The sequence below is a fragment of the Staphylococcus equorum genome, assembly GCF_029531845.1.
Lineage (GTDB): Bacteria > Bacillota > Bacilli > Staphylococcales > Staphylococcaceae > Staphylococcus > Staphylococcus equorum_C.
In genome coordinates, this window is sequence record NZ_JAMBPV010000012.1 from 17,105 (window position 1) to 37,214 (window position 20,110).

Annotated in this window: 15 protein-coding genes; 2 read left to right on the forward strand and 13 right to left on the reverse strand. The window is 33.1% G+C overall.

The genetic code is table 11. The annotated features are described in order from the left end of the window. Positions 1 to 5: 5 nt before the first annotated feature. From rpsB to ylqF, 12 genes are all read right to left on the reverse strand, one after another. On the reverse strand, positions 6 to 794 hold the full coding sequence (gene rpsB, locus M4L39_RS12210) for a 30S ribosomal protein S2 (RefSeq protein WP_002507858.1): 789 nt from the start codon (positions 792 to 794) through the stop codon (positions 6 to 8). 250 nt (positions 795 to 1,044) lie between these two features. Further along, on the reverse strand, positions 1,045 to 1,818 hold the full coding sequence (gene codY, locus M4L39_RS12215; RefSeq protein ID WP_277582257.1) for a GTP-sensing pleiotropic transcriptional regulator CodY: 774 nt from the start codon (positions 1,816 to 1,818) through the stop codon (positions 1,045 to 1,047). 23 nt (positions 1,819 to 1,841) lie between these two features. Next, positions 1,842 to 3,257: an ATP-dependent protease ATPase subunit HslU gene (gene hslU, locus M4L39_RS12220; RefSeq protein ID WP_277582258.1), complete on the reverse strand. Its 1,416-nt coding sequence runs from the start codon at positions 3,255 to 3,257 to the stop codon at positions 1,842 to 1,844. 132 nt (positions 3,258 to 3,389) lie between these two features. After that, positions 3,390 to 3,932: an ATP-dependent protease subunit HslV gene (gene hslV / locus M4L39_RS12225; RefSeq protein ID WP_431197638.1), complete on the reverse strand. Its 543-nt coding sequence runs from the start codon at positions 3,930 to 3,932 to the stop codon at positions 3,390 to 3,392. Positions 3,933 to 3,935: 3 nt separating this feature from the next. Then, entirely contained in the window at positions 3,936 to 4,826 is an 891-nt protein-coding gene (gene xerC / locus M4L39_RS12230; protein WP_277582259.1) for a tyrosine recombinase XerC, read from the reverse strand. A 118-nt stretch (positions 4,827 to 4,944) separates the two neighbouring features. After that, entirely contained in the window at positions 4,945 to 6,252 is a 1,308-nt protein-coding gene (gene trmFO / locus M4L39_RS12235; protein WP_277582260.1) for an FADH(2)-oxidizing methylenetetrahydrofolate--tRNA-(uracil(54)-C(5))-methyltransferase TrmFO, read from the reverse strand. 165 nt (positions 6,253 to 6,417) lie between these two features. Continuing rightward, positions 6,418 to 8,487: a type I DNA topoisomerase gene (gene topA, locus M4L39_RS12240; protein ID WP_277582261.1), complete on the reverse strand. Its 2,070-nt coding sequence runs from the start codon at positions 8,485 to 8,487 to the stop codon at positions 6,418 to 6,420. Between the two features lie 209 nt (positions 8,488 to 8,696). Further along, positions 8,697 to 9,566 (reverse strand): DNA-processing protein DprA, encoded by an 870-nt coding sequence (gene dprA, locus M4L39_RS12245; RefSeq protein WP_277582262.1) that lies wholly within the window; start codon positions 9,564 to 9,566, stop codon positions 8,697 to 8,699. Between the two features lie 479 nt (positions 9,567 to 10,045). Then, a complete protein-coding gene (gene sucD / locus M4L39_RS12250) occupies positions 10,046 to 10,954 on the reverse strand; it encodes a succinate--CoA ligase subunit alpha (RefSeq protein WP_065367410.1) in 909 nt (302 codons plus the stop codon). Positions 10,955 to 10,974: 20 nt separating this feature from the next. Next, positions 10,975 to 12,141 (reverse strand): ADP-forming succinate--CoA ligase subunit beta, encoded by a 1,167-nt coding sequence (gene sucC / locus M4L39_RS12255; protein ID WP_069816048.1) that lies wholly within the window; start codon positions 12,139 to 12,141, stop codon positions 10,975 to 10,977. 107 nt (positions 12,142 to 12,248) lie between these two features. Beyond that, positions 12,249 to 13,019, reverse strand: coding sequence for a ribonuclease HII (locus tag M4L39_RS12260; protein WP_277582263.1), 771 nt, complete (start codon positions 13,017 to 13,019; stop codon positions 12,249 to 12,251). Between the two features lie 8 nt (positions 13,020 to 13,027). Next, positions 13,028 to 13,888 (reverse strand): ribosome biogenesis GTPase YlqF, encoded by an 861-nt coding sequence (gene ylqF, locus M4L39_RS12265; protein WP_277582264.1) that lies wholly within the window; start codon positions 13,886 to 13,888, stop codon positions 13,028 to 13,030. 383 nt (positions 13,889 to 14,271) lie between these two features. Between ylqF and M4L39_RS12270 the strand changes: the two genes are divergently transcribed. Further along, a complete protein-coding gene (locus M4L39_RS12270; RefSeq protein WP_277582265.1) occupies positions 14,272 to 16,869 on the forward strand; it encodes a YfhO family protein in 2,598 nt (865 codons plus the stop codon). Between the two features lie 36 nt (positions 16,870 to 16,905). Then, complete coding sequence (locus M4L39_RS12275; RefSeq protein WP_277582266.1) at positions 16,906 to 19,521, forward strand: YfhO family protein; 2,616 nt, start codon at positions 16,906 to 16,908, stop codon at positions 19,519 to 19,521. Positions 19,522 to 19,733: 212 nt separating this feature from the next. Here M4L39_RS12275 and rplS read toward each other — a convergent pair whose 3' ends face one another. Continuing rightward, positions 19,734 to 20,084: a 50S ribosomal protein L19 gene (gene rplS, locus M4L39_RS12280; protein WP_002507872.1), complete on the reverse strand. Its 351-nt coding sequence runs from the start codon at positions 20,082 to 20,084 to the stop codon at positions 19,734 to 19,736. Between the last annotated feature and the right edge of the window lie 26 nt (positions 20,085 to 20,110).

Sequence of the window (20,110 nt, forward strand, 5' to 3'; positions counted from 1 at the left end):
TATTCTTAGTTTGATTCAACAGAAGTGTTTTCTTCAGTTGTTCCTGCTTCAGTAGCTTCTTTTGATTCTTTTAAATCAATATTTTGTTCTGCTGCTACTTCTTCATTAGATACACCTTGTTGACCTTCTAAGATTGCATCTGCCATTTTACCAGTTAATAATTTAACGGCACGAATAGCATCGTCGTTTGCAGGGATAACGTAATCAATTTCATCTGGATCACAGTTAGTATCCACAATACCAACGATAGGGATGTGTAATTTGCGTGCTTCAGCAATTGCGTTGCGCTCTTTACGAGGGTCAACTACAAATAATGCTTGAGGCATTGATTTCATATCACGAATTCCGCCTAAGAATTTGATTAAACGGTCGTATTCTTTTTTAAGTTCTACAACTTCTTTTTTAGGTAATACTTCGAATAAGCCATCTTCTTCCATTTTTTCAATTTCAGAGATGCGTTTGATACGTTTAGAAATAGTTTTATAGTTAGTTAAGATTCCGCCTAACCATCTTTGGTTTACATAGAATTGACCAGCACGTTCTGCTTCAGCTTTCACTGAGTCTTGCGCTTGTTTTTTCGTACCAACGAATAAAACTTTTCCGCCATCTTCTGATACTTGTTTAATGAAGTTATAAGCTTCTTCTACTTTTTTCACTGTTTTTTGTAAATCGATAATGTAAATACCGTTTCTTTCAGTGAAAATGTATCTTTTCATTTTTGGGTTCCAACGACGTGTTTGGTGACCAAAGTGAACGCCTGCTTCTAGTAATTGTTTCATTGAAATTACTGCCATAATTAAAATCCTCCTATTGGTTTATTACCTCCACAAAAAGCTCATATAAACACGATAACTAAATATCGCACCCTTTATACTTGCACTTTTTGTGTGCGTATTGGCTTCATAGCCGTGAATAAATATATCATATTTGTATTTATAAAGCAATACTTTCACATTACTATTTCACACATTAAAAGAACATCTAAAAGTCTTATGATTTAGACGCTCTTTTTGATGATATATTTTAAATTAATTTGCTTATTTATTATTTAATTCTTTCTAGTTCATCTAAGAATTTTTCTTTTTTCACTTTAATAAATGTACCCTTCATTCCTAGAGAACGTGATTCAATAACACCAGCACTTTCAAGTTTACGCAAAGCATTAACAATAACTGAACGTGTGATACCTACTCTATCAGCAACTTTTGATGCAATAAGGAGTCCTTCCTTACCACCTAATTCTTCAAAGATGTGCTCGATTGCTTCACTTTCAGAATATGATAACGAATTAATTGCCATGCTAATAGAAGCTTTGTCTCTTGCTTCTTGTTCAACTTCACTATGTTTTTCACGTAAAATCTCCATACCAATGACTGTAGCAGCGTATTCACCAAGTACTAAATCATTCTCAGAGAAATCTTCTTGAACACGTCCAAGTACTAAAGTACCTAGTCTTTCACCGCCGCCTAAAATTGGAAAAATTGTAGTTCGACTAATTTTAAATAAATCCTTGTTTTCTGGTGGGAACACAGATAATACGTTATCAATATCAATGTTCGATTGTGTCTCTCTAACATCCATTAATTTATCTGTATATTCTTTAGGTATGTGTCTATTTTCAAGCATTTGTATAATACGATCATTTTTCAACAATTCGTTTAAGCTTGACCCTAAAATCTTTCCTTTTCTAGAAACAATAAATACATTTGTTACTGTTACACTACTTATTGTTTGTGCTACATCCTTAAAATCAACGGCAATACCTTTGTGCTTTTGCAAAAGTGTATTTAATTCTCTAGTTTTCGATAATAAGCTCATATTCCTTCTCCTTTTTATTTATATTATAAAATAAATGCACTTAAATCTTTGTTTGTTGAAATTGATTTCAACTTATCATCAACATATTGTGGTGTAATGTCTACAACCGCATTGGGCATACTTGGTGCTTCAAATGATAAATCTTCTAGCATTTTTTCAAGTATAGTATGCAAACGACGTGCACCAATGTTATCAGTATCTTGATTTACTTGGAACGCAATTTCTGCCAGACGTTTAATCGCGTCATTGGTAAAGTTGACTGTCACTTCTTCTGTTTGAAGTAGCGCTTCATATTGTTTGATAAGTGATAATTTCGGTTCAGTCAAGATTCGCACAAAATCTTCTACTGAAAGACTTTCTAATTCAACACGAATTGGGAAACGACCTTGCAACTCAGGAATTAAATCACTTGGTTTAGCCACGTGGAATGCTCCAGCACCAATAAATAGCATATGTTCAGTATTAACAGTACCATATTTCGTTTGTACCATGCTACCTTCAAGTATTGGTAAAATATCTCTCTGAACGCCTTGTCGAGACACATCTTGACCTGAATTTTGGTTACTCGTTGCAACTTTATCAATTTCATCAATAAAGATAATGCCCATTTGCTCTGCAAGTTCAATTGCTTGTTGGTTTGCTGATTCTTGATCAATCAATTCGTCGGCAAATTGATCCGTTAATATTTTACGTGCTGTTTGAACAGGAACTTCTCTTTCAACTTTTTTCTTAGGCATAAGTTGATTCATCATATCTTGCATTTGCTCATTTTGATTTGTGCCTAACATACCCATAGCACCTGGGTCTTGTTCTACTTTTAATCTTACTTTTTCTTCTTCCAGTTCACCATTTAATAATTGTTGTTTAATTTCAGAACGTTTTGTCTTGACTTCATCTGTAGGCGTCTCCTCTTCTTCATCATTGTTCTGACCAAAGTTTGGCATCGAACCACCAAATAATGATTCTAAAGGATTGTTCCCACTGTTATTCGTATTATTCGCTTTTTTCTTCATGCTAGGCACTAAAAGTTTCACTAATTTTTCGTTTGCTTTTTGTTTTGCTTCTTCTTCAACCAAAGCTTTCTTTTGTTCTTTAACCAGTCTAATAGCTATGTCAACTAAATCTCTTACCATGCTTTCAACATCTCGACCCACATAGCCTACTTCTGTAAATTTAGTTGCTTCTATTTTTATAAAAGGTGCGCCCACAACTTTAGCCATTCTTCTTGCTATTTCCGTCTTACCTACACCTGTAGGTCCAATCATCAAAATATTTTTAGGCGCAATCTCTTGTTTAGCTTCTTCATCTAAAAGACTTCTTCTATATCTATTTCTCAATGCAATCGCTACTTTGCGCTTTGCATCATCTTGCCCAACAATGTATTCATTCAATTTTGAAACGATATCTTTTGGTGTTAATTTAATGCCAGTCGTTTCCATAAGATAAATTACCTCCGTAATTTTGATTTCAATTATTCTAAAAAGTATTTGAAAATTTATTTATTATTACTATATCCTAAATTTTTACAATTATACATTTTTATTTTCCATTGTGCTTTTTAGTATAAAGATTTATAATTTCTCAACAACAATTTGATCATTTGTAAACACACAAATATCAGACGCAACTTTTAAACTTTCATAAGCCATTTCTTCTGCAGTTAAGTTTGTGGCGTGACGTTTCAAGGCTCTTCCAGCGCTTAAAGCGTAATTACCACCTGAACCAATTGCTATTAAAGCGTCGTCTGGTGCGATTACTTCTCCTGTACCACTTACTACAAGAATTGATTCCTCATCCATAACGATTAGCATTGCTTCAAGTTGACGTAGTTGTTTGTCACCTCTCCATTCTTGTGCCAATTCAACTGCTGCTCTTTCTAAATTACCACCAAATTGTTGTAATTTAGTTTCAAATTTTTCAAATAACGTGAATGCATCTGCAACGCTTCCTGCAAATCCAGCTAAAACTTTATCGTTGTATAAGCGTCTAACCTTTCTTGCTGTTTGTTTCATAATCACTTGTTCACCAAGTGTTACTTGACCATCACCGGCCATTGCTGAATGGCCGTTATGTTGCACTGCAAAAATCGTTGTTGCGTGAATAGATGTACTCATAATCTAATTCTCCTTTTTTGCACGAGGATGTGCGTTTAAATATACTTTTCTTAATTGTTCATTTGTAACATGTGTGTAGCGACCTGTAGTTGATAAATTTACATGACCTAACAATGATTGAACGGTACGTAAATCAGCACCTTGATTAAGCATGTGTGTTGCAAATGTATGTCTCAATTTATGTGGGTGAATATCTGTGACGCCAGCTGTACGTTTTACAACGTCGTTTAACACATAACGAACGCCACGCTCTGTGATAGGCGCACCGTTCATATTTACTAATAAATAATTATGATCACTTTTGCTTTTAGGTTTAAATAATTCTAAGTAACGTTCTATACTTTGTTTACAAAATTCTCCAAATGGGATAAAGCGTTCTTTCCCGCCTTTACCTAAAACTTTCACACCAGGTGAATTCATATCTAAATCATGCTCTTTTATATGGACTAATTCCGAAACCCTTATGCCTGTTGCATATAGAAGTTCCAAAATCACTCTATCTCTCAAACCTTTTTTTGGGTCTTTTTCAACAGTATCAAATAACGCTTCCATTTCTTCTTCATAAAAAAAGTGTGGTAAATATTGTTCTTTTTTGGGATGCACTAATTGAATAAATGGATTTATAACTTTTTCATCTTGCGTCATCCAATATTCGTAAAAACTTCTCAGCGTAGAAATTTTACGAGAAACTGAGGTTCTTTTCAAGTTTTTCGAATATAAATAACTTAGATAGTTTCTTGCATCTTTATATTCGAATGCAGATAACTCTAAATGTTCTTGACTTAAAAATGCATTGAACTGTTCTAAATCATCGTGGTATGACTTTAAAGTATGTTCTGAAAACTGTCGTTCAACTTTTAACATAAATAAATATGCCTGCTGGATTTCTTCCAATAAAAACCCCTCCATCAATATGAATTGTAGCATATTGAAGAAGGGGACTGCGAAAAATAACTATTAAATTGAGTCAAACTTACAAAATTTTTAGAAAATGGTTACAACAAAGAATATTTTATAAAGTTTGCTTATAATTATCTAAATATGACAACGCGCGGTCGGCAAGTTTTTCATAACGTAATTTTTTATCTTTAACACGATTTTCTAAAGTTGGCAATAGACCAAAATTCGCATTCATTGGTTGGAAATTTTTCTCGTTTTTAGCATGAGATATATAATATGCCATACTTCCAATCATTGTTTCTCTTGGAAATACTACGCCGCCTTTACCTTTTATCTTATGTGCTACGTTGATGCCTGCTACTAAACCACTTGCTGCACTTTCAACGTAACCTTCAACGCCAGTCATTTGACCAGCAAAATGAACTTCTTCTCTACCAATCAACTCATACTTTTCTGTCAACACATCAGGCGAGTTAATAAATGTATTTCGATGCATCACACCATATCTTACGATTTCTACATTTTCTAAACCAGGGATTAAACGGATAACGTCTTTTTGTGCGCCCCATTTTAAATGTGTTTGAAAACCTACAAGATTATATAGTGTGCCAGCCGCATCATCTTGTCTCAATTGTACGACTGCATATGGGCGTTCACCTGTCTTAGGATCTTCTAGCCCAACTGGTTTCATAGGACCGAACAATAAAGTTTTTCGTCCACGTTCTGCCATAACTTCAAAAGGCATACACCCTTCAAAGTATTTTTCTTTCTCAAATTCATTTACTGGTGCAACTTCTGCTGCAATCACTGCGTCATAAAAAGCGTTGAATTCTTCTTCCGTCATTGGACAGTTCAGATAAGCTGCCTCACCTTTATCATAACGAGATTTCAAATATACTTTATTCATGTCTATACTTTCTTTTTCAATTATTGGAGCTGCGGCATCATAAAAATACAATTGATCTTCACCAGTAGCTTCAACAATTTCAGCAGCCAATTTTTCAGTAGTTAATGGACCAGTAGCAATGATTGTATAACCTTCAGGTATGCTATTAATTTCTTCATTTAACACTGTAACATTGGGATGATTTTTTAAAGTTTCTGTAACGTAACCAGCAAAATCATGTCGATCTACTGCTAACGCACCACCAGCTGGCACTCTTGCTTTATCTGCAGCACTAATAATAAGTGAATCAAGGCGTCTCATCTCTTCTTTGAGTACACCAACCGCATTTGTTAATGCATTGCCACGTAATGAGTTTGAACAAACTAACTCAGCAAATTGATCAGTATGATGTGCTGGTGTTTGCTTCACTGGTCTCATCTCTATTAAATTAACTTTAATCCCTCTTTGAGCTAATTGATATGCTGCTTCTGAGCCAGCTAGACCAGCCCCTATAACATTGACAGTTTGAGTCATTTAACTTCCTCCAATACATTAAAAATAGCAACTACGACATCATATCATAATTATAAATATATGCATCTACATTATAAATATGTGTCGTTAGTTGCTTATAGAGTTATTAACGATATTCGTAATGAACGCGTACATTACGCAATAATTAATAAATGGTATGATTGTTTATTTTTGTAGTTCTTCTTTATAATCACAACTTGAACAAATAACCTGACTTTTACGTCCTTGTTTTTTCTCAACAAGATATTGCTCACATTTAGGACAATCGCGTCCTACAGGTTTATCCCATGTAACGAAGTCACACTCAGGATATTTTGAACAGCCGAAGAAAATACGGTTCTTTTTAGATTTACGTTCAACGACATCGCCCTCTTTACATTTAGGACAAGTCACGCCAATCGTTTTGATAATGGCTTTCGTGTTACGACAGTCTGGGAAGTTAGAACATGCCATAAATTTACCATAGCGTCCCATTTTAATTACCATTGGAGATCCACATAATTCACAATCTTCTCCAGCTGGTTCATCTTTAATTTCAATTTTTTCCATTTCTTCTTCTGCACGTTCAACATCTTGACTAAAGCTACTGTAAAAATCACGGATTACTTTCTTCCAAGGAATTTCACCATCAGCTACTTTATCCAATAACGTTTCCATGTTTACAGTAAAGTCAACATCAATGATTTCAGGGAAATAATCCTTCACTTGTTCGTGAACGATTTCACCTAGTTCGGTAGGTACAAATCGCTTACTTTCATTTTTTACATAATTTCTTTTTTGTATCGTATCTATTGTCGGTGCATACGTAGATGGTCGACCAATTTTCAATTCTTCCATTGTTTTAACTAAACGTGCTTCAGTATAACGCGGCGGTGGTTGTGTGTAATGTTGAGAAGGTTCTATATTGGTTGCTGTGACCATTTCACCTTCTTCAATATTAGGTAATTTATTTTCTTTACCGCTTTCTTCGTCGTCTTTAGCTTCAATGTACAGTGTCATGAATCCTTTAAATTTAATCGTTTGTCCATTTGCACGGAATTTCAAATCATTTTGCGTTAAATCCATAGCAACAGTATCTAGTATCGCTGGTGCCATTTGACTTGCGACAAAACGTTCCCAAATTAATTTATATAATCTATGTTGATCACGCGTTAAATAATTTTTCATTTCATTTGGTGTACGCAATGTTCCAGATGGTCTGATCGCTTCATGGGCATCTTGATCGCCTTGTTGTCCTTTAGCTTTACGATTTGACGTATAACTATTACCATACGTTTCTTCAATATAACTTTTCGCTTCAGATTTAGCTTGATCAGATACTCTTGTTGAATCCGTACGCATATAAGTGATTAAACCGACTGTACCTTGTCGTTTCAAATCGATACCTTCGTACAATTGTTGCGCGAGCATCATTGTTTTTCGTGCTTTGAAATTCAATTTGCGCGCAGCTTCTTGTTGCAATGTTGATGTTGTAAATGGATTAGCTGGATAACGTGTTTTTTCTTTTTTCGCTACTTTCGTTACCTCAAACTGATCTCCATCTAGCTGTGTTGTAATTTTTTCTACATCATCTTTATTTGTTAACTTAAATGGCTTGTTTTTTAAATGAAGGAATTTGGCATTGAATTTGGATTTCTTATATCTAAATTCGCCTTCAATTTTCCAATATTCTTCTGGTTTAAAGTTTCTGATTTCATTTTCGCGATCAATAACCAATCTTAGTGCAACAGATTGGACACGTCCAGCTGACAAACCTTTTTTTACTTTTTTCCATAACACTGGTGAGATATTATAACCAACTAAACGGTCTAATATACGTCTCGCTTGTTGAGCGTCAACAAGATTCATCTCTATGCCTCTAGGATGTTTAAAGCTATCTTTCACGGCATCTTTTGTTATTTCATTAAATACTACTCTATTTTCTACTGATTCTTCTAAATTTAATATATTCGCCAAATGCCAAGCAATTGCCTCACCTTCACGGTCAGGGTCACTCGCTAAGAATATTTTTTTTGCTTTCTTAGCATGTTTTTTAAGTTCTTTAACAACTGGACCTTTGCCGCGTATCGTAATATATTTTGGCTCAAAATCATTTTCATCATCTACGCCCATTTGGCTACGTGGCAAATCTCTAACATGCCCCATAGATGCGATAACTTTATATTTTTTACCTAAATATTTTTCAATGGTTTTAGCTTTTGCAGGCGATTCAACTATGACTAAATTTTCTGTCAAAGTAGTTACCCCCTTGCATTTCTAATTACAAAGATAAATGATAAACGGTCTATTTTGTTTTTGTCAATGTTTTTAATTTTAAGTTACCTGGATTTCTAAGAATATTGACTAAAAAAACAAAACAAATGTCATCGTAATTTCATAATTATAAAATGCCCTTTCTTTCATTAATAAACTTCCATTTAATGTCCATTAGATTCAATTAATTTTCAATTATAATCTATTAGTATATCACTTGCTTTTAAAACAATTTTTGCTCCTTCTTGAGCACTTAATAAATTTCCTTCAGTCATCGGGTTAAAGATAGAACCTGGTAGTATGTACACTTCTCTATTTTGTTCTAAGGCAAAATTCGTTGTAATACATGTGCCACTATTTGCTTTAGATTCTGTAATTAATATACCTTTTGACAATCCACTTATTATTCTATTACGCTCAGGAAAATGGTGCTTTTCCGGTCTTTGAAAAGGAAGGTATTCACTTACTACAAGCCCTTCGATTTCTAATCGTTTTCTAATTTCAAACGTTTCTTTTGGATAGTGTTGTAAATGACCAAAACCTAGTACTGCAATTGCAGACATCTTCATTGATAAAGCATGTTCGTGTGCCATTTTATCTGCGCCTTTAGCTAAGCCAGATACTATGATTAAGTTTTCTTTTTTAAATGAAGGAAAAAGAAAGTTCAATGCTTGTTGACTATATTCTGTGGCATGCCTTGAACCTATAATAGCAAGAGTTTGAGGAGATTGCATTAAAGATAGCTTTCCTTTATAGAAAAGAATGAGTGGTGGTTCATAGATTTCTCGAAGTAATAAGGGGTATGAGGAGTGTTCTATTGAAATGTATTTTAAATTCCATTGCCGCAACATTTTTAATATGTTTTCAACTGCTATATTCAGATATTGCTCATAAATTTCTGCTTTTCTCTTTGTTTTTAATGTACTTAAAAATTGCTTAAGTACATGATTTTGTTCCACTTGATTATAGACTAGAAAATTACAATTGTACCTTAACAATTGGTGTATTTGGCGTGTAGTTAAACCTGAAAAACGTAGTTTTAAATATTCGTGTTCTCTCATTATGATTCTCCTTTTCATCTCAATTATAATGGAAAACAGCAGTGGATTAGATTACAAAACTCCATCATTTTCTAGTGAAAAGTAACAAGATTTTAAAGAGTAATTCTCTATTTTAAATTCACTTCAAACTAGAAACTTCTTATATTTTAATGAATAAAATAAAGCATATGTAGGTATTACTTCTAACTAAGATTAGCCAAGTCCTAAATATTATCAATCGTTTTTCTTCTATTATAAAAGTAGCTACAACAAGTGTCATAAAACAATGGTTATATAACTTAAAACATCTCTTCTGTAAATTGAATCCTTCAAATTTATAAAACTTATAAAGAAATTTACGCAACAAAAAAACGGTTGATAGGAAAAGAATGTATATCCCTATCAACCGCAAGTATTGTATTATCTAAAATGTTTGAATACTTAAAATAGCACAAACTCCGACATATTTTCGGAATTTGTGCTGCGTTTGTGCAATACAATTATTGTTTTACAGTTAATAATTGTTCGTAGATACCTGCTTCTTTAGCTGCATCAATTAATGTTGTACCAATTTCTGATGGCGTATCTGCAGTTTTAACACCACAATTGTTAAGTGTTTTAACTTTTTCTTCAGCAGTACCTTTACCACCTGAAATAATCGCACCGGCGTGGCCCATACGTTTACCTGGAGGGGCTGTTTGTCCTCCGACGAAACCTACTACAGGTTTAGTCATGTTAGCTTTAATCCATTCAGCAGCTTCTTCTTCTGCTGTTCCACCGATTTCACCAATCATAACGACTGCTTTTGTTTCATCATCTTCATTAAATGCTTTTAGCACATCAATAAAGTTTGTACCGTTGACTGGATCGCCACCGATACCTACAGCTGTTGTTTGACCAATACCTTCTTCAGTTAATTGGTGTACAGCTTCATAAGTTAAAGTACCTGAACGAGATACTACACCTACGTGACCTTTTTTATGAATATAGCCTGGCATGATACCAATTTTAGATTCATCAGCAGTAATAACGCCTGGACAGTTTGGTCCAATAACACGTGTTTCTTTACCTTCTGAATAACGTTTAACTTTAACCATATCAATTACTGGAATATGTTCTGTAATACAGATAGCTAAATCTAATTCTGCATCTATACATTCTAAAATTGCATCTGCTGCGAATGGCGCAGGTACATAGATTACAGATACTGTAGCACCTGTTTCTTTTTGTGCTTCTTCAACTGTGTTGAATACTGGTACACCTTCTACTACTTGTCCGCCTTTACCTGGTGTTACCCCAGCAACAATTTGTGTACCATATTCAAGCATCTGTTTTGTATGGAAAAGGGCAGTTGACCCTGTGATACCTTGTACAATTACTTTTGTATTTTTATCAATAAATACGCTCATCTTAGTGCTCCCATCCTTTCCTACGCTTCTTTAACAAGTTTTACGATTTTTTGTGCGCCTTCTGCCATAGTTGCAGCTGATTCAATTGCTAAACCAGAATCTTTAAGAATTTCTTTACCTTTTTCAACATTTGTACCTTCTAAACGTACAACAAGCGGTAAAGTAAGTTCTACTTCTTTAACTGCAGCAACGATACCTTCAGCAATAATGTCACATTTCATGATTCCACCAAAGATATTAACAAAAATACCTTTTACGTTGTCATCACCTAAAATGATTTTAAATGCTTCAGTAACTTTTTCTTTAGTTGCACCGCCCCCTACATCTAGGAAGTTCGCCGGATTGCCACCAAAGTGGTTAATTGTATCCATAGTTGCCATAGCTAAACCAGCACCATTTACCATACAACCGATGTCTCCATCTAATGCTATATATGATAAATCGTACTTAGAAGCTTCGATTTCTTTTGGATCTTCTTCTTCTAAATCGCGTAATTCTAGGATATCTTTATGTTTAAATAATGCATTATCATCAAAGTTAACTTTTGCATCTAATGCCAAAACATTACCATCATTAGTTGTTACTAACGGGTTAATTTCTACAATAGAACAGTCTTTTTCGATGAAAACATTATAAAGTGAAACTAAAAATTTAGCTGCTTTATTAATTGATTCTTTTGGAATATTAATATTAAAAGCGATTCTTCTAGCTTGATATGGTGCTAAACCAACAATAGGATCAATCGTTTCTTTGAATATTTTTTCAGGTGATTCAGCAGCAACTTCTTCAATTTCAGTTCCGCCTTCTTCTGATGCCATCAAAGTAACACTATCAGTCGCACGATCAATTACAAATCCAACATAATATTCTTTTTGAATATCGCAGCCCTCTTCTATGTAAAGGCGTTTAATTTCTTTACCTTCAGGACCAGTTTGATGTGTTACAAGCGTCTTACCTAATAATTCTTTAGCGTAAGTTTCAACTTCAGATAGTGATTTAGCGATTTTAACTCCACCTGCTTTACCTCTACCCCCAGCGTGAATCTGTGCTTTTACCACATATACTTTTGAATTTAATTCTTTTGCTTTTTCAACCGCTTCGTCAGCAGTGAACGCTACGCGTCCTTCTGGGACAGCAACGCCCATAGTACGAAATAATGCTTTACCTTGATACTCGTGGATATTCATTCTCCATCCTCCTGTTTCTTAGGTTAAGTTCATAACTAATTATATGAAATGTAAGCGCTGTTGTAAACTCATTTAGCCCAGTTATTTAAATCTTTTGTTTTTTACCATTAATTTGAAAGTGATTTAATTGGTTCAAAAGTTTTTCTGTGTTCATTTATAATGCCATGTTGACTTATACCATCTAAATGTTGTTGAGTGCCATATCCAACATTTTTTTCGAAGCCGTAATCTGGGTGTTTAACTGCAAGTTCTCGCATATATCTATCTCTATGTTCTTTTGCTAAAACACTTGCTGCTGCTATAGAAACACTTTTGGTATCGCCTTTAACTAAAGACGTTTGGGGAATATCTATATCTAGTGTCATCGCGTCTATCAGTAAATGTGTAGGTTTTATAGGCAAAGCCTTAACTGCTCTTTTCATTGCCAATTTCGTTGCTTCATAGATATTAATTTGATCTATTTCTTCAACTGTCGCTACACCATATGCATATGCGTAAACGTCTGATAGCAATTGATCTTCTAATATATGCCTTTTCTTTGCAGAGAGTTGTTTTGAATCATTTAAGCCTGTGAAATGATGATCCTTATTTAAAATGATAGCACAAGTAACAACAGGGCCGGCTAACGGCCCTCTTCCCACTTCGTCTATGCCACATATTAATGCCTTGTCATCATCAGCTAGTATTTCATTTTCATAATGAGACATCACTTTATAATTTTCTAGTAATATTTGAGTTTTTTCCAATTGTTTTCTTCTAGAGACAATCGCAGTTTGTACTCCTTTACGATTATCTTCATTTACAGAATGATTTTTCAAAGTCTCTAATGAATGAATATCTTGTAATATTAATTTAATTTCTTGAATGGTTTGTTTCATAAATATATTTACACGTCCATTTCACTAGCGATATCAAAAGTATAAGTGCCAATTCTAGCATTTCTCACTTCATGTATAACTAAATCAATAACCGCTTCATAATCGACTTCATTTCCACGTCTTAGTAGCCCACGTCGACGTCCTATTGCATCAAACCACTCTAAATTCTCTGCGTCGATTGGCACATCAACTTTGTAATGTTCTTTTAACCCTTCATAGTCATGTGCTTTCATAAATTCCAAACCATAAATTGCCACTTCGTCTAAATGCACAATACTATCTTTAATAGCTCCAGTGATACTTAATTTCTTACCAACTAATTGGTCTTCAAATTTAGGCCATAAGATACCTGGTGTATCTAACAATTGTAATGATTTCCCTACTTTAATCCATTGTTGTTGCTTCGTTACACCTGGAGTATTACCTGTTTTAGTGACAGATTTATTCGCCAACTTGTTAATTAATGTTGATTTTCCAACATTTGGTATACCAACGATCATCGCTCTAATAGCACGCGGTTTTAACCCTTTTTGCTTTTCTTTCTCGAATTTCTCTTTTGTTGCTTTTATTGCTGCTTGCTCTACGAGTTTTAAACCCTTGCCGTGTTTTGCATCAATTGCAACAGGATAAAAGCCTTTCCCTTTAAAATAATTTTCCCATTTTACTAGCTCTTTTAAATTTGCCATATCTTTTTTATTTAATATGACCACTCGTGGTTTTTGTTGTATTACTTCATCAATCATTGGATTTCTTGAACTATATGGGATACGTGCATCTACAAGTTCAAACACTACATCTACTTTCTTTAACTCTTCGGATACTTCTCTTTTTGCTTTAGCCATATGGCCTGGATACCATTGAATTACCATATACATCACCTTTCTCTATTTACGCTCTATTTAATTAAAAGTTTTAATTATATACTTATGCTTTAATTTCGTTTTCTATTCTTTGACTTTAAAATCATAACACGTCAACCATAACGATATAAATAAAATAATGTAATTATTATCTCATTAACTTTAATTTTACAACATTATTTAGTAATATACTTCAAATTATTTTAGACACCACGTTTGAATCTTCTAAAAACGATTAAAATTTGATTATTTTTTATTTATCCTCTTTAACTTTTAAAACCCTTAAGACTTAATGAATTATATTTTTCTAAATAAATAATAGTTATTTTTATCTAAATTCATAAAATATCGTTACAATGGAATTATATTTATTACATATACAGGAGTCGTTTATGAAGCGTAAATTTTTGTACACATGTTTATTCTTATTACTGGCTGTTATTGGACACAGTTATGTTATTTATAGATTTATCCATGATGGCGTTTTATTTACAGGGCCTAATGATGGTATGGAACAAATGGTGCCAATTCAAATGTATTTATTTGATAATTGGAGTCATGGCAATTGGTTTTATGCTTCTGACTTTGGTCTGGGCGGAGACTTTTTCACTGACTTAAGTTATTACTTTTCGACAAATATTATATTTATTTTGAACGTCATTATTATTGCCTTACTTAAAATAGTCATCCCAATGGATACCTCTGATGTGATGTTTTGGATGACAAATGCCTTGGTCGTTTCTATAATTAAATCTGCTATAGCAATGATAGCAACATTCATCTATGTTCAATATAGTTCACACAATCGCAAAGTGGCCGTATTAGCATCATTTATTTTTGTAATGTCACCACTTTATTTTAGATTCACAGTTTATTGGCCATTTTTTAGCGATGTTTTTATATGGTTACCATTACTACTATGGTCAATTGAACGTTTCTTAAAAAGTGGTAAACCGGGTTTCTTTATTATTATCGTAACGATTTCATTAATTAATAATTTTTATTTTGCCTATTATCAATTATTAACAGGACTTTTATATTTCATAGCTAGAATGATTTTCAAACATAAAAATGATCTTGTACCTCGATTCAACGCATTTATGACATTATGCATTTCAGCATTATGTGCGTTAGGTTGTAGTTTGTTTTTCTTTTTTCCAGCAATACAAAGTTACTTTAATAATAGACGCATCCCTTTTGATGGAGATGTAGACTTATTTGAACCTTTTAACCAAAATACAAATATATTTTACGACAATTATTTAATTGTTATACTTTTTTTAACGATTCAAGCATTACTATCGTTCAAATTATATAAGCATTATTATTTCAAATTATTTTCTGTTTTTACGTTGGTTTCAATTTGTGCTAGTTTTCTACCTTTAGTTGATCAGTTGTTTAATGGCTTTTCAGCGCCACAAAAACGCTGGCACTACCTCATCGCTTTTAATTCAGCTGTTCTAATAGGGTTTTATGTAAAATATTTTCGCACATTATCTTTAAAAACTTACATCTTATCATCTATAGTCGCTTTAGGTTTTGTCTTTGCAAGCGCTTGGCAATATGACAAATTTGTATCCTGGCTATGGTATATGCCTATTGTCAGTGTAATTGGTTTACTCATACTTTTAATTAAAGAACCTAAAACACGAACGAGATTAACTCGTTTATTTATATTGTCCATTATGATACTTTCTGTTTTAGTGTCTGTCGTATTTATACGCAATCAAATTTATTTTGATGACCATGTTCAACGCGCAAATAGTTATTATGTAAATGCAAGTCTTTTTGACACTCCTCTTCAGCAACAGTTAGTTTCTGATATGAAAAAAGGGAAATCTGAAGATGAGCGGATTGATTGGCGCGTTAATGAACAAGATAATACACCGATGTATCAGCATTTTAAAGGGATGAGTGTTTATTCAAGTATTTTCGACCACAACATACTTGATTATTATTACGATGATTTGAAGATTAACATGAAAGAAGAATCTGTAAGTAGATACCAATCAACGAATAGTAGACAAAACATTAATAGTTTATTATCCGTTCGTTATTTAATGTTAAAAGATTACCAAAATAATGTGCCTGCACATTTCAAAAAAGTAAAAAAAGATGGACAATACCAAATCTATGAAAATGCTTTAAATCTTCCATCTGTGCGTGTTACAGATAAAATCTTTGATGCACAAAAACTTAAAGAACCTATAGATAGAGAACATGCAATGATTGATGGAATAATTTTAAATAATGAGGGTAAAACATACACAGATAAAGCTGAAAACTTATTAAATCAAACCGAAATCACCTATCAGAATATGAATCGCAAATCAGATAAAAAAATATATATTCCTAACAATAATAAACAAGGACAAGTACAAATTCATGTTCCAGAAAATCTTAGATCACAGTATAAAGATTTTTACGTGACACTAAAAGTTAAACGTGGCCAGCCTGACAGCAATTTTTCTGTAAATATAAACGGTTATTCGAACAACCGTTTATACAACAATTCTACTTATCGTACTGGTGTTGATACACAACTTTATAGAACGCAACCAGATGAAAATGGTAATATAAACATTGCACTTAGCCCTAGTGGTAATTATGAATTTGAATTACAAAGTTTACATGGAGAAGATTATAAGAAACTTGAAATCGCACACAGCAAACAGAACAATGTGGGCCATTATCAAGATATCAAGAATGGCGTTAAAGTAACATTAGGTCGTCACAAGAAAGGCATTGCTTCTATCAATATTCCCTATAGAAAAGGTATGACTGCATACGTGGATGGTAAAAAAGTAAAACCTTTAAAAGTAAATTATATGATGACAGGTGTTTCTGTAAATAAAGCTAGCAGTGAAATTACAATTAAATATAGACCACAATATTGGTATACTATGATCGCAATTTCAGTCATAAGTATCATCTTGAGTGTGATTTGGTGCATTCACAAAAATAAAAAACCACAGCGCAATTCAAATTAATGTTTAAAAGGAGTTTGTCAGAGATGAGGTATGACTATGTTTAGTAAACTTTGGGCCCACAAAGTTACAAGATTTATTTGTATCGTTGCGCTAGGTATAGGCGTTGCTTTACTAACATTCACACCATATATCTTTCGTTATTTGACTGAAGGTGTCGTTTTTAGCGGAAGTGGTGATGGTTATAGGCAAATGATGCCATTTCAAATGTATTTGTATGAACATTTTAGCCAATTCAAAAGTTTTTATGATCATTCCTTTGGATTAGGTGGCGATTATGTAAAAGATTTAGCTTATTATTATGCTACTTCCCCATTTACTTTTATTAATTTTATCTTTGTCTGGCTATCAGAAATGTTATTTAATAGTAACCCCAGTAACATCACATATTGGGCAAGTAACCAACTGATTGTTGCTTTTGTTAAAGGTGTAGTAACGTTCACACTAGCCTTTTACTATTTTAGATATATAAAATTTAAAAACTATACTGTTTTTCTGGCTTCTATGTTATATGGTGCATCTACAGTAGTAATTTATTTTAATTTTACGTGGTCATATTACGGAGATTTGCTTATTTTTCTACCACTCTCTTTATTGGCTATTGAACGATTTTTCAAGGAAAAGAAAATAGGTTTATTTATTTTTGCTGTAGCTCTAACTTTATTTTCAAATTTCTATTTTAGTTATTATGAATCTCTTGTACTATTTGCGTATTACTTTTATAGATTAGTGTTCCCACACCCGAGTGATATTGTAACTCGAAAACAAAAGTTATGGATAATTCCTGTAGCAATTGTATTAAGTACACTAGTCAGTGTATGGGGATTCTATACCGGAGTTTCTTCGTTTTTTAACAATGATCGAGTAAGTAATTCACATTTTAAAATAGATATGTTTACAAATTTTGCACGACAAAAACATTTTTTTAGTAATGGCTTTTATATCACTGTTTCGATTATCGCTATAGTAGCATTGCTCTCATTTAAGTTATATAGACATTATTATTATAGATTTTTTGCAATTATGACTTGGATTATGTTGGTTGGTTCATTGACACCCTATTTTGATAGTATGTTCAACGGCTTTTCGACACCCGAACGCAGATGGGTTTACATATTTGCATTCGCCTCTGCAGGATTAATTGCATTATTTATTCAACACATATCAGAATTAAAACTCAAGTCATATATTTTAGCATGTGTCCCTGTATTGCTTATCATGTCAATCATGACAATTATAGTTGAAAAAGAAAAAATGACCTGGATGTTCGCTTGTCTCATTATTATGCTCTTTATTGGACTACTATTATTTAAAAGGTCACTGCTAAAAAAACGTTGGCCAATAACAGTATTATTAATATTATTTATTGTTCAACAAAGCATGATTCTTTCTAATCATCATTTTAATAATGTGAGGAACTATGAATCCACAAAAGCAGCTATGCATGCTTCAAAATACAAAAGTCCTGCTTTATCTAAAAAGATAGCTGAGATTAACCAACGCCATAATGATGATCCACTGAGTAGAGTTGATTATATGTCGCAATACGGTCTTAATTCACCAATGATTTATCATTTTAATGGTATTGCTTTATATTCCAGTATTTTTGATGGTGACATATTAAAATATTATGATGAGACATTACAAATTAATATGCATACTGATAAAAATAGTACTTATCGTTTATTATCAAATAGAGCGAATTTAATGGCATTATGGAATGTTAATGATCGCATACGTCGACCAGATGATTCGAATATGTCTTTTGGTTTTGAACCCAAAAATACGATTCAACATTCCAAAAAAGAGTCATTTATTCATTCAACGAACGAAATTAAATACCCAAGTGCTCATATAACCAACAAGGTTTATGATTCGAAAGACCTTAAATCACCACTTGATAAAGAACAAGCAATGTTACAAGGTGTTGTACTAAATGATAAAGACACCAAACCTAACAGTCACTTTAAAGCTAATGATAATTTATTAGACAAAACATCTACATCTTTAAAAGATGCGTATAGAGATAAAGACGGAAAGCTCATTGTTACAAAAGATAAGGGGGGCATGACATACACCCTACCCTCATCCATTGCAAACAAATACAAAGATATGTATATAGAAATGGATGTTGAACTATTAAGCCCTGACAAGCAACATGACGTCGGTGTGAACGAATACAATCAAGGTCGTAATGAATTAACTTATAAATATCGCCGGTTAGTCACGCCTGTTACAATGCGTGTAAAAGCAGATGAAAAACTACATGTTAAATTGTCACAAGGCAAATATCGTTTTAATATTAAAGGCATTTACGGGGAAAATTATGACACTTTAAATAAAGCCTCTAAACAATTAGATAATGTACAAGTTTCTGAACACCGTTCTGGTTACACAATCAAAAAAGAAAAAAATGATGAAGGCTATCTTGTCTTGCCCATGGCATATCGTGATGGTATGAAGGCGTATGCCAATGATAAAGCCCTTCCTGTGAAACAAGGCAATGGTATCATGACCATAATTCCAGTTGAAAAAGGTCAAGAAAAAATCGAACTTAAATATACACCGCCATATACAACTATTTTGGTCATTTTAAGTATTCTAGGTATTATATTAAGTATTATATTCACGAAATGGATTAAACCAAATAAATAAGCACAGTATTAAAGTACTAAATCTGTTATTTTCTTATACGATAAAAAAGCCAAACAGAAATTTGTTCGGCTCTAATCATCGAGCTACTTAGGTTTGCTAGAAACGTCAACTAAAATTGTGTTTCTAGCAAGACAACCTAATGCAGCTTATATTATATATATCAAAAAAAGCGACTCCCATTGGGAATCGCTTTTTTATGTCTAATTTGCTGATTAACGAATTTCTTTAATTCTAGCAGCTTTACCACGTAATTCACGTAGGTAGTATAATTTAGCACGACGTACTTTACCACGGCGTTTAACTTCAATTTTTTCGATTTTTGGAGTGTGTAATGGGAATGTACGTTCCACACCAACACCTGAAGATATTTTACGTACAGTGAAAGATTCTGAAACTCCTCCACCACGGCGTTTAATAACTACACCTTCGAATAATTGGATACGTTCGCGAGTACCTTCAACAATACGTACGTGAACTTTTAAAGTGTCACCTGGACGGAATGATGGTATATCTGTGCGTAATTGCGATTGAGTTACTGCTTCGATTAATTTGTGATTACTCATTATTTTTCTCTCCTTCAACCTATGTT